This is a genomic window from Aeromonas sp. INTO2, assembly GCF_049860605.1.
Taxonomy (GTDB): domain Bacteria; phylum Pseudomonadota; class Gammaproteobacteria; order Enterobacterales; family Aeromonadaceae; genus Aeromonas; species Aeromonas caviae.
On sequence record NZ_CP187588.1, the window covers coordinates 4,139,570 to 4,150,683 of the forward strand.

At 63.4% G+C, this 11,114-nt stretch carries 11 protein-coding genes; 9 read left to right on the top strand and 2 right to left on the bottom strand.

Features of this window, described 5'->3' with window-relative positions:
• The first annotated feature begins 57 nt into the window (after positions 1 to 57).
• Positions 58 to 1,584, top strand: a complete 1,527-nt coding sequence (gene norR / locus ACPW74_RS19590) for a nitric oxide reductase transcriptional regulator NorR (protein ID WP_069784339.1) — start codon at positions 58 to 60, stop codon at positions 1,582 to 1,584.
• Positions 1,585 to 1,667: 83 nt separating this feature from the next.
• Here the strand turns inward: norR and ACPW74_RS19595 are convergent, their stop codons facing one another.
• Positions 1,668 to 2,672 carry a substrate-binding domain-containing protein gene (locus ACPW74_RS19595; protein ID WP_010672385.1) on the bottom strand — a complete coding sequence of 335 codons (1,005 nt, stop codon included), beginning with the start codon at positions 2,670 to 2,672 and terminating at the stop codon, positions 1,668 to 1,670.
• 435 nt (positions 2,673 to 3,107) lie between these two features.
• On the opposite strand from ACPW74_RS19595, the gene ACPW74_RS19600 reads away from it, so the two are divergent.
• From ACPW74_RS19600 to ACPW74_RS19625, 6 genes are all read left to right on the top strand, one after another.
• Positions 3,108 to 4,229 carry a branched-chain amino acid ABC transporter substrate-binding protein gene (locus ACPW74_RS19600; RefSeq protein ID WP_039041003.1) on the top strand — a complete coding sequence of 374 codons (1,122 nt, stop codon included), beginning with the start codon at positions 3,108 to 3,110 and terminating at the stop codon, positions 4,227 to 4,229.
• A 65-nt stretch (positions 4,230 to 4,294) separates the two neighbouring features.
• Positions 4,295 to 5,221, top strand: coding sequence for a high-affinity branched-chain amino acid ABC transporter permease LivH (livH, locus tag ACPW74_RS19605; protein WP_010672383.1), 927 nt, complete (start codon positions 4,295 to 4,297; stop codon positions 5,219 to 5,221).
• 82 nt (positions 5,222 to 5,303) lie between these two features.
• Entirely contained in the window at positions 5,304 to 6,572 is a 1,269-nt protein-coding gene (locus tag ACPW74_RS19610) for a high-affinity branched-chain amino acid ABC transporter permease LivM (protein WP_039041002.1), read from the top strand.
• Entirely contained in the window at positions 6,569 to 7,342 is a 774-nt protein-coding gene (gene livG / locus ACPW74_RS19615) for a high-affinity branched-chain amino acid ABC transporter ATP-binding protein LivG (RefSeq protein WP_010672381.1), read from the top strand. The genes ACPW74_RS19610 and livG overlap by 4 nt, the downstream gene beginning before the upstream one ends.
• Positions 7,343 to 7,352: 10 nt before the next feature.
• Positions 7,353 to 8,054, top strand: a complete 702-nt coding sequence (locus ACPW74_RS19620) for an ABC transporter ATP-binding protein (protein ID WP_010672380.1) — start codon at positions 7,353 to 7,355, stop codon at positions 8,052 to 8,054.
• 82 nt (positions 8,055 to 8,136) lie between these two features.
• Positions 8,137 to 8,982, top strand: a complete 846-nt coding sequence (locus ACPW74_RS19625) for an AraC family transcriptional regulator (RefSeq protein ID WP_069652902.1) — start codon at positions 8,137 to 8,139, stop codon at positions 8,980 to 8,982.
• On the opposite strand, the gene ACPW74_RS19630 is transcribed toward ACPW74_RS19625, so the two are convergent.
• Positions 8,961 to 9,554 carry a LysE family translocator gene (locus ACPW74_RS19630; protein ID WP_223920168.1) on the bottom strand — a complete coding sequence of 198 codons (594 nt, stop codon included), beginning with the start codon at positions 9,552 to 9,554 and terminating at the stop codon, positions 8,961 to 8,963. The genes ACPW74_RS19625 and ACPW74_RS19630 overlap by 22 nt on opposite strands.
• Before the next feature lie 163 nt (positions 9,555 to 9,717).
• On the opposite strand from ACPW74_RS19630, the gene glpE reads away from it, so the two are divergent.
• A complete protein-coding gene (gene glpE, locus ACPW74_RS19635; RefSeq protein ID WP_005307320.1) occupies positions 9,718 to 10,041 on the top strand; it encodes a thiosulfate sulfurtransferase GlpE in 324 nt (107 codons plus the stop codon).
• A gap of 29 nt (positions 10,042 to 10,070) precedes the next feature.
• Positions 10,071 to 10,904 (top strand): rhomboid family intramembrane serine protease GlpG, encoded by an 834-nt coding sequence (gene glpG, locus ACPW74_RS19640; RefSeq protein WP_049636383.1) that lies wholly within the window; start codon positions 10,071 to 10,073, stop codon positions 10,902 to 10,904.
• Positions 10,905 to 11,114 lie beyond the last annotated feature (210 nt).

An 11,114-nucleotide genomic window follows, 5' to 3' on the forward strand; every position in this document is an offset into this window, starting at 1 on the left:
ATGACACCATGCCTTTATAGTCAAAATCACAAACACACTGTCATTTGGACAATTATCGTGATCTCGACCGACAGCCTGGCGCGCATCGCCCTCGACCTGCAACTCGGCATCTCTCATCAAGACCGCTTCCACCGTCTGATCCAGAGCGTGCGCAGCCTGCTGAACTCGGATGCCTCGGCCCTGCTGCGCTACGAGGGGGGCCAGTTTATCCCGCTGGCCATCGACGGCCTGATGCAGGACGTGCTGGGGCGCCGCTTCGCCCTCAAGGATCACCCGCGCCTCGAGGCCATCGCCCGCGCCGGGGATGTGGTGCGCTTCCCTGCCGACAGCGCCCTGCCCGACCCCTATGACGGCCTGCTGCCGGATCACGACGACTTCAAGGTGCACGCCTGTGTCGGCCTGCCGCTCTTCTCGGATCAGGCGCTGATCGGCGCCCTGACCATAGACGGCATGAACCCGACCCAGTTCGACGGCATCAGCGACGAGGAGCTGCGGCTGGTGGGGGCTCTGGCCGCCGCCGCCCTCGACAACGCCCTGCTGCTGGAGCGGCTCGCCCGCCAGAGCAGCGAACCCCTCGCTCCCTCCACCCAGAATGGGCCGGGCCAGCCCGAGATGATTGGCCGCTCCCCCGCCATGGCCCGGTTGCGCCACGAGATAGACGTGGTGGCAAGCTCCGAGCTGAATGTGCTGATTTTGGGGGAGACCGGGGTCGGCAAGGAGCTGATCGCCAAGGCGGTGCATGGCGGCTCGCCCCGCGCCCATGCCCCCCTGGTCTACCTCAACTGTGCCGCCCTGCCCGAATCCGTGGCCGAGAGCGAGCTGTTCGGCCACGTGAAGGGGGCCTTCACCGGCGCCATCCACAATCGGGCGGGCAAGTTCGAGCTCGCGGACAAGGGCACTCTGTTTCTCGACGAGATAGGGGAGCTCTCCCTGGCGCTGCAGGCTAAGCTGCTGCGGGTGCTGCAATACGGCGATCTGCAGCGGATCGGTGACGACACCCCGCTCAAGGTGAATGTGCGCATCCTGGCGGCCACCAACCGGGATCTGAAACAGGCGGTGGTCGAGGGGCAGTTTCGGGCCGACCTCTACCACCGGCTGAGCGTCTTCCCGATCCACGCCCCGGCACTGCGGGAACGTCCGGGCGACATTCCCCTGCTGGCTGGTTACTTTTGCGAGCGCTGCCGGCTCGGCCTGGGGCTGGAGCAGCTGCGTATCCAGCCACAAGCGCTGCAACTGCTCGAGCGCCACGACTGGCCCGGCAACGTGCGGGAGCTGGAGCACGCCATCCACCGCGCCGCCGTGCTGGCCAGGGCCGAACAGGGCAGCCCCTCGCCGACCCTGAAACCTCACCACTTCAACCTGGGACCGACGGGCTCATCCCTTCCCGCCGACACCGTCAGCCAGCCCGCCTCTCCGGCCATTGCCGGCCTGGGCCTTCGCGCCGCCACCGATCTGTTCCAGCGCCAGCTCATCGAGCAGACCCTGACGGCCCATGACGGCAACTGGGCCGCCAGCGCCCGGGCGCTGGATCTGGACGGCGGCAACCTGCACCGCCTCGCCAGGCGGCTCGGTCTCAAGGCCTGACGCCCCCAGATACGAGAGGGGCCCAAAAACAGAAACCCCCTCGCTGGCGAGGGGGTTTCTTGTTCATGGCACCCGTGGCGCCGTCAGCGCAGGGACTTGACCGAGCGGCGGACGATGAGCTCGGGCTGCACCGTCATGGACTCCACTTCCAGCTCCTTGTTGCGGATCCGGCTCACCAGTTGCTGCACCGCCAGCAGGCCGAGCTCGGCCTTGGGGTGGCGGATGGTGGTGAGCGGCGGGCTGGAGAAGCGCGCCATCTCCACGTCGTCATAGCCGATCATGGAGATATCGTCCGGCACCTTGACCCCGGCCTCCCAGGCGGCGCAGATGGCACCGATGGCCATGGGATCGTCGAAGGCAAAGACCGCGGTCGGGCGAGGGGTGAGGGCCAGGATGCGCTGCATGGCATCGAAGCCGCTCTGGCTCTCGTAGTCCCCTTCGAAGATCTGCTCTTCTTTCAGGGTCATCCCCTGTTCAGCCAGGGCATCGCGCACCCCGTCCAGCCGTTGCTGGGTGGTAGGCTTGGCGAGATGGCCGGTGATGCAGACGATGTTGGTGTGGCCCTGCTCCAGCAGATGGCGCACCGCCAGACGCGCGCCGATGCGGGCGTTGTCGTTGATCACGTTGGCGAAATCGCACTCGTTGCCCCAGTCCAGCACCACTTGCGGCACGTTTTTGTGGATACGCAGCATGTCCCTGAACTGGGTGTCGATATCGGTCCCCAGCACCAGCAGACCGTCGACCCGCTTCTCCATCAGCATGCGCAGATAGTGCTGCTGGCGGGGCGGCTGGTTCTCGGTGTTGCACAGGATCAGGCTGTAACCCTGCTCGAAGCAGTAGGCTTCCACCCCCTGTACCACTTCCGCGAAGAAGGGGTTGGCACTGGTGGTCACCAGCATGCCAATGGTCTTGGTCGAATTGATCTTGAGACTGCGCGCCACCGAGTTGGGCGCGTAGTTCAGCTCTGCCACCGCCTCAAGCACTTTCTGGGTTGCGTCTTCGCTGACCCGACGGGTGTGATTGAGTACATGTGAGACGGTGGAGATGGATACGCCTGCGCGCGAGGCGACATCCTTGATAGTTGCCATCTCTGTCTCCTGAATAACAAAGGCGGAACAGTAGCAGATTTCCCGAATAAAGGCTTGGTTTTAACGGGCGCTGCCAGTGAATTATCAATGCTGGCTAATCTATGCGGTCATTTCTTTTTGCGCAAACGGATTTTGGTCAAAATGAGAGCGGACGCAGAATGAAATATCGTCAGTTTTTTACTCTGGAAATTGTCACCATGACAATTTGTTATCTGTATGTTGCACCATCACGACAACATTAAACTCCAATAAACAGCAATAAACTGCGTGTTAGTTTCACAAAACCCCTCTCGCGCCTGCTCCGGTTAGTATCTTTAACATCTTGTTATTGCCCGGCGAGGAATGATAGAACCTTATCTATCGCCGGGCTGGCGGGACACAGGCTCGGAATGACGTGCATAAAATGAAACAATTCACTGATTAAGGGACGAATCAATGCATAACTTCAGCAAAATGGCAGTCAGAGCAGCGGTTTCTTTGGCTCTGTTTGGATCAGTTTCCATGGCCAATGCGGCCGATACCATCAAGATCGGCATCGCCGGCCCCCTGACCGGCCCGGTCGCCCAGTACGGTGACATGCAGTTCACCGGCGGCAAGATGGCGGTCGAGCAGATCAACAAGGCGGGCGGCATCAAGGGCAAGCAGATCGAAGCCGTCATCTATGACGATGCCTGCGATCCCAAGCAGGCCGTGGCCATCGCCAACAAGGTGATCAACGACGGCGTCAAGTTCGTGGTCGGCCACCTCTGCTCCGACAACACCCTGCCCGCCTCCGACATCTATGAAGATGAAGGGGTACTGATGGTCACCCCCGCCTCCACCAACCCCAAGATCACCGAGCGCGGTTACCAGCTGACCCTGCGTACCATCGGTCTGGACAGCGACCAGGGCCCGACCGCCGCCAAGTACATCATCGAGCAGGTCAAACCCCAGCGCGTGGCCGTCATCCACGACAAGAAACAGTACGGTGAAGGCATCGCCTCCAGCGTGAAAGCCGCGCTGGACAAGGCCGGCGTCAAGGTCGTTGCCTATGAGGGCATCACCGCCGGCGACAAGGACTTCTCCGCCCTGATCGCCAAGCTGCAAAAAGAGAACGTCGACTTCGTCTACTACGGCGGCTACCACCCCGAGCTGGGTCTGATCCTGCGCCAGGCTGGCGAGAAGGGTCTGAAGGCCAAGTTCATGGGTCCGGAAGGCGTGGGCAACAAGGACATCTCCGCCATCGGCGGCCCGGCTTCCGAAGGCCTGCTGGTGACCCTTCCGAACAAATATGACCTGGTGCCGGCCAACGCCCCCATCGTAGAAGCGTTCAAGGCCAAGGGTCAGGACTCCTCCGGTCCGTTCGTCTGGACCACCTACGCCGCCATGCAGGCCCTGGCGGCCGGTATCGCCAAGGCGGGCGAGGATGATCCGGCTGCCGTCGCTGCCGCCATCAAGGCCGCACCGATCGACACCGTGATGGGCCCCCTGACCTGGGCACCGAACGGTGACCTGAAAGGCTTCGAGTTCGGTGTGTTCCAGTGGCACGCCGACGGTACCTCCACTCAACTCAAATAATCTGCCGGTCGGGGTGACGTGAGTCACCCCTCCTTTCTTGCGGGCAAGTACACAGGGAACGCGGTATGTCCGAACACCTTCTTTATCTGGTTCAGCAGTTGCTGAACGGATTGACCATAGGCAGCACCTATGCGTTGATCGCCATCGGCTACACCATGGTCTACGGCATCATCGGCATGATCAACTTCGCCCACGGCGAGGTCTACATGATCGGCTCCTATGTCGCCTTCATGGTGATGGCCGGGCTCATGATGATGGGCATCGACAGCACCGTGCTGCTGCTGGGGGGCGCCTTCCTGGTCAGCATCATCATCACCGGCAGCTATGGCTGGTCCATAGAGCGGGTGGCCTATCGTCCGCTGCGGGGCGGCAACCGCCTGATCCCCCTCATCTCCGCCATCGGCATGTCGATCTTCCTGCAGAACATGATGCGGATGGCCCAGGGCTCGCGTGACATCGCCATGCCCACTCTGATCTCCGGGGGCTGGACCCTCGGCGGCGAGGATGGCTTCCAGGCCAGCCTCTCCTACATGCAGCTCATCATCTTCGTGGTGACCTTCGTCACCATGCTGGCGTTGACCCAGTTCATCGGCCGCTCCCGCATGGGGCGTGCCTGCCGTGCCTGTTCCGAAGACATCAAGATGGCCAACCTGTTAGGGATAGACACCCACGTGGTCATCTCCATCACCTTCGTGCTGGGGGCCGCCCTGGCCGCCGTCGCGGGGGTGCTGCTCGGCATGTACTACGGTGTCATCAACCCCTATCTCGGCTTCATGGCAGGCTTGAAGGCCTTCACTGCCGCGGTATTGGGCGGCATCGGCAGCATTCCCGGTGCCGTACTGGGCGGCCTGCTGCTCGGCGTGGTGGAAGCGCTCACCGCGGGCTATCTCAGCACCGAGTACAAGGATGTGATGGCGTTCGCCCTGCTCATCTTCGTGTTGCTCTTCATGCCCACCGGCATCCTGGGTCGTCCGGAGGTCGAGAAGGTATGAAAAACCAATCTATGCATGCCCTCGTGCTGCTGTTCATGACCATCACTGGCATTCTCGGCCGTCCGGAAGTGGAGAAAGTCTGATGAAACGTCAATTTATCCATGCCTGCATCGCCAGCCTGGTGCTGCTGGTGCTCTCCTTCTGGCTGCTCGGCTTCAAGCTGGAGACCGATGGCTCCCGCCTGCTGGTGGTGAGCCGCCTCGATGTATCGCTGGCCTGGCTGCTGGGGGGCGCCACTATCGTTTTCTGGTTCCAGATGCTGCGCGGCCAGATAAGCCGGCTGTTCCAGGCCTCCATCAGCGGCTTCTCCGTCGGCTTCACCAAGCTGGTGCTGCCAAGCCCCGAAGAGGCCCCCAAGCTCTATAACCTCACCGCCGTGCTGGTGCTGCTGTTTGCGGTGAGCTGGCCCTTCATGGCCTCTCGCGGCGCCATCGATCTGGCCACCCTCACCCTGATTTACATCATGCTGGGGCTGGGACTGAACGTGGTGGTGGGCCTCGCCGGTCTGCTCGACCTCGGCTATGTCGGCTTCTATGCGGTCGGCGCCTACAGCTACGCCCTGCTCAACACCTACTTCGGTCTGAGCTTCTGGGAGTGTCTGCCCATCGCCGGTCTGCTGGCGGCCACCTTCGGCTTCCTGCTCGGGTTCCCGGTGCTGCGGCTGCGGGGGGACTACCTGGCCATCGTCACCCTGGGCTTTGGCGAGATCATCCGCATCCTGCTCAACAACATGACCACCCTGACCGGCGGTCCGAACGGGATCTCCGGCATTCCGAAACCGACCCTGGGGGGGCTCGAGTTCAACCGCACCGTCAAGGATGGGGGCTTTGGCACCTTCCACGACTTCTTCGGCATCGCCTACAACGCCAACCACAAGGTGATCTTCCTCTACCTGATGGCCCTGGTGCTGGTAGTGGCGACCCTGTTCGTCATCAACCGCCTGCTGCGCATGCCGCTCGGCCGTGCCTGGGAGGCGCTGCGGGAAGACGAGATCGCCTGCAAGTCCCTGGGGCTCAACCCCACCATCATCAAGCTGACCGCCTTCACCATAGGCGCCTGCTTCGCGGGCTTTGCCGGCAGCTTCTTCGCCTCGCGCCAGGGCTTCATCAGCCCGGAATCCTTCGTCTTCATCGAGTCGGCCATCGTCCTTGCGATTGTGGTGCTGGGGGGCATGGGATCCCAGATCGGGGTGGTGCTGGCGGCCATCGTGATGACGGTGCTGCCGGAGCTCGCCCGCGAGTTCAACGAATATCGCATGCTGATGTTCGGTCTCTTGATGGTATTCATGATGATCTGGCGGCCGCAGGGACTGCTGCCCATGAGTCGACCCCATATGGAGCTGCGTAAATGAGCAACAATCAACCATTGTTGGATGTCTCAGATCTGTCGATGCGCTTTGGCGGCCTGCTCGCGGTCAACGGCGTCAAGCTGGATGTGGAAAAGGGGGAGGTGATCTCCATCATCGGCCCCAACGGGGCGGGCAAGACCACCATCTTCAACTGCCTGACCGGCTTCTATCGCCCGAGTGGCGGTGTCATTCGCTACAAGGGTGAGGAGATCCAGGGGTTGCCCGGCCACCTCATCGCCCGCAAGGGCATTGTGCGGACTTTCCAGCACGTGCGCCTGTTCAAGGAGATGACAGCGGTGGAAAACCTGCTGGTGGCCCAGCACAGGCATCTCAATACCGGCTTCATCGCCGGCCTGTTCAAGACCCCCTCCTTCCGCCGCGCCGAGAAAGAGGGGCTGGAGCAGTCCGCCTTCTGGCTGGAAAAGGTGGGCCTCAAGGATCTCGCCAACCGCGCCGCGGGCAACCTGGCTTACGGCCAGCAGCGCCGGCTCGAGATCGCCCGCTGCATGGCGACCCGGCCCGAGCTGCTGATGCTGGATGAACCGGCCGCAGGTCTCAACCCCAAGGAGACCGACGAGCTCAACGAGCTCATCTCCAACCTGAGGGACGAGTTCGGGGTCTCGGTGCTGCTGATCGAGCACGACATGAAGCTGGTGATGGAGATCTCCAACCGCATCTTCGTGGTCAACCAGGGCACCCCGCTGGCCCACGGCAAACCGGACGAAATCCGCAGCAATCCGGCAGTGATCAAGGCCTATCTGGGCGAGTCGTAAGGACAAAAAGATGTTAGAACTTCGCAACGTATCGACCCACTACGGCAAAATTCAGGCGCTGCACGACGTCAGCGTCGAGGTGAAAGAGGGGGAAATCGTCACCCTGATCGGCGCCAACGGCGCCGGCAAGACCACTCTGCTGATGACCCTGTGTGGCGAGCCCAAGCCCAGCAGCGGTTCCATCTGGTTCGAGGGGGAGCAGATAGACTCTCTCACCACCGCCCGCATCATGCGCAAGGACATCGCCGTGGTGCCGGAGGGGCGCCGCATCTTCGCCCGCCTCACGGTGGAGGAGAACCTGCTGATGGGGGCCTTCTTCGTCGACAAGGCGGAGCAGCGCGGCCTGCTGGATCAGATTTTTACCTTGTTCCCCCGCCTGCACGAGCGGCTGGAGCAGCGTGCAGGCACCATGTCCGGCGGCGAGCAGCAGATGCTGGCCATCGGCCGCGCCCTGATGAGCAAGCCGCGCCTGCTGCTGCTGGATGAACCCTCCCTGGGACTCGCGCCCATCGTCATCCAGCAGATCTTCGACACCATAGAGCAACTGCGCCAGAAGGGGATGACCATCTTCCTGGTGGAGCAGAACGCGAACCAGGCGCTCAAGCTGGCGGATCGCGGCTATGTGCTGGAGAACGGCCGGGTGGTGCTGCAAGACACGGGAGAGGCCCTGCTGGCCAACCCCGCCGTCCGCCAGGCCTATCTCGGCGGCTGAGGATGCAGCAACCATCGTCACCCTTCCCCTGCCGCGCTCCCCGAGCCCGGCAGGGGAACAGCCCCCCGCCGAGGAGCACATTGTGAGCCGTGCGCGGGCGACACAGGATCAGCACCACTTCTGGCACGATCCCGCCCTGCCCTTCATCGAGGCGAGGGCGGTGCAGGATGGCCGGCGCGTCTGCTACGACAAGCACAGCCACCCCCACTTCTCCATCGGCGCCATCACCGGCGGCCACAGCCACTACCTCAACCAGCGCAGCCTGCAAGAGGTCGGCCGCGGCAGCCTGGTGCTGATGAACCCGGAAGAGGTGCACGCCTGCAATCCCGTCGCTGACCAGCCCTGGTCCTATCTGATGTTCTACATCGACAACCTCTGGTTGCAGCGCCAGCAGGAGGAGGCCGGGCTCGGCAACGCGTTTCGCCCCTTCGACATGACCGCAAGCCGGGATCCCCTGCTCTACCAGGGGCTCTGCCGGCTTCATCGGCAACTGGTGGAGGAGCCGGATCCCCTGGCTCGCGAAGTGGCCTGCCACCTCTTCAGCCGCCAGCTTCTGGCCAGGCTCACCCCGGCCAAGTGGGATGACCGCCCTCCCCGGCACCTGCAGCGAGCCGCCGAGCTGATGCAGGACGAGAGTGCCTGCGCCCTCACCCTGGCGCAGCTGAGTGCGGTGGCCGGGCTTACCCCTTCCCATTTCGTGCGCGCCTTCAGCCGCCACTACGGCATGACGCCCCACGCCTACCTGCTCGATCAGCGCATTCGCCACGCCCGCACCCTGCTGCGCCAGGGGCAGCCCCTGGCGGAAGTGGCCCTTGCCAGCGGTTTTGCCGATCAGGCCCACTTCCAGCGCCAGTTCAAACGCCGGGTGGCCGCCACCCCGGGCCAGTACAGAGCGCAGCTCGCCCCTCAGGACGAGCGCACCAGATAGGCGGCGCTGAGCAGCAGCAAGAGCGCCATGGCCCGATTGAACCAGCGCAATCGGCGAGGAGAGACCAGCCACCCCTGCAATCGGCTGCCCGCATAGGCCCAGCAGGCGATGGAGCCGAGGCAGATCACCAGATAGATGCCGGTAAAGAGGGCGATCTGGCTCATGCCGCCCGCGATCCCATAGGCTCCCATCCCCATGCTGGCGGCGAGCCAGGCCTTGGGATTGAGCCACTGCATCAAGGCCCCGTACCAGAAAGCGGGGGGTACGCCCTCCACTTCCTCCACCTCGCCGCTGTCCATCAGCAACTGCCAGGCCATCCAGCCGAGAAAGAGCACGCCGCCCCAGTGAATGGCCCCCAGCGCCACAGGCCAGCGGGACAGGGCGCCGCCAAGACCCAGCCCCATCAGCAGGAGCAGCAGGATGAAGCCGAGGGTGGCCCCCACCACGTGGCGCAGGCTGGCCGTGAAACCGTACCGGGCGCCGGTGCCAAGGGCGACCAGATTGACCGGCCCCGGGGAGATGGACATGGCCAGGGCAAACCCGGCCATGGATAACAGCAGACTGAATTCCATGGATGATGCTCGTTCAATTGAGGGAAGCCCGAGCCTACCCGGCCCGGGCGGCCCGATATTGAAGAAAATTGCGATCCCCTGGATGCCGCCCCCATTGCACACTTAGCGCAAACCGCCGCTTGCGGTAAACTGCCCTTCAACACTCCATTTTCAGGACATCTCAATGGACCAGTTTGCCCATATCAGCGCCCATGATGCCCACCAGAAGCTGAGCGCAGGCGAAGCCCGTCTCGTGGACATTCGCGATCCCCAATCCTTCGAGACGGCCCACGCGGTCGGCGCCTTCCACCTCACCAACGGCACCCTGGTTCGCTTTATGAACGAGGTGGACTTCGATACCCCCGTCATCGTGATGTGCTATCACGGCAACAGCAGCCAGGGGGCGGCCCAGTACCTGCTGCAACAGGGCTATGACGAGGTCTATAGCCTGGATGGCGGTTTCGAGGCCTGGCGCAGGGAGTTCCCCATCCAGGCGGGGGACGCATGACAGAAGCGGGTCGCTCCTCCTCCACCGGCATGATCCAGCTGCTGGTGCTGGGCGACGCCCGCATGGCCCAGGCGCTGGTGGATTATCTCGCTACCCTGGGCATTCCGTGCGAGCTGACCCAGTCCGAGCTCGGCGTCTCGGTCTGGCTGGCAGACGAACGGCGCCTCGCCCAGGCCCAGCAGGAGGTCAAACGCTTCCTGAGCGAACCCAATCACCCCCGCTACATGGAGGCCTCCTGGCAATCCGGCCATGCCGATGCCCGGATCGACTACAGCAAGGGGATGACGGATCCGGTCACCGACTTCCTCCACCAGGCGGGCCCCCTGACCCTGGTGGTCATCATCGCCTGCCTGGCCATCTACGCTCTGGATGCCATAGGCCTGCCCATCTTCGACGAGCTCGCCTTCCACCCCACCCTGGCCCAGTTCACCGACTGGCAGGCCTGGCGCTACGTCACTCCGGCCTTCATCCACTTCTCGGTGCTGCATCTGGTGTTCAACCTGTTGTGGTGGTGGTATCTCGGTGGCCAGATAGAGCAGCGCCTCGGCAGCGGCAAGCTGTTCATCCTGCTCATCGTCGGGGCGGCCCTGCCCAATATCGCCGAGTTCTTTGCCAGCGGCCCGCGCTTTGGCGGCCTCTCCGGGGTGGTCTATGCCCTGCTCGGCTACAGCTGGCTGCGAACCAGGCTGCAACCGGATTGCGGCCTCGCCATGCCGCCAGCCCTGATGGGCTTCATGCTGGTCTGGCTGGTGCTCGGCTTCTTGGACATGCTCGGCACCCCCACCGCCAACATGGCCCATTTGGTCGGCCTGCTGGTCGGCCTTGCCCAGGGCTGGCTGGACAGACACCACAGGCCGGGGTGACGCCTGGTTGCCGGCAACGGCTCGGCAACCAAAGCCACCACCAACATGGCTCACCTGGCAGGCCTGCTGGTCAGCCTTGCCCAAGGCTGGCTGGACAGGCAACACAGGCCGGGGTGAAGCCTGGTTGCCGGCAACGGCTCGGCAACCATAGCGACCACCAACATGGCTCACCTGGCAGGCCTGCTGATCGGCCTTGCCCAGGGCTGGCTG

Coding starts and splice junctions, on each gene's coding strand:
- ACPW74_RS19595 (WP_010672385.1), bottom strand. CDS start 2,672: ATGGCAACTATCAAGGATGTCGCCTCGCGCGCAGGCGTATCCATCTCC.
- ACPW74_RS19600 (WP_039041003.1), top strand. CDS start 3,108: ATGCATAACTTCAGCAAAATGGCAGTCAGAGCAGCGGTTTCTTTGGCT.
- livH (WP_010672383.1), top strand. CDS start 4,295: ATGTCCGAACACCTTCTTTATCTGGTTCAGCAGTTGCTGAACGGATTG.
- ACPW74_RS19610 (WP_039041002.1), top strand. CDS start 5,304: ATGAAACGTCAATTTATCCATGCCTGCATCGCCAGCCTGGTGCTGCTG.
- livG (WP_010672381.1), top strand. CDS start 6,569: ATGAGCAACAATCAACCATTGTTGGATGTCTCAGATCTGTCGATGCGC.
- ACPW74_RS19620 (WP_010672380.1), top strand. CDS start 7,353: ATGTTAGAACTTCGCAACGTATCGACCCACTACGGCAAAATTCAGGCG.
- ACPW74_RS19630 (WP_223920168.1), bottom strand. CDS start 9,554: ATGGAATTCAGTCTGCTGTTATCCATGGCCGGGTTTGCCCTGGCCATG.
- glpE (WP_005307320.1), top strand. CDS start 9,718: ATGGACCAGTTTGCCCATATCAGCGCCCATGATGCCCACCAGAAGCTG.
- glpG (WP_049636383.1), top strand. CDS start 10,071: ATGATCCAGCTGCTGGTGCTGGGCGACGCCCGCATGGCCCAGGCGCTG.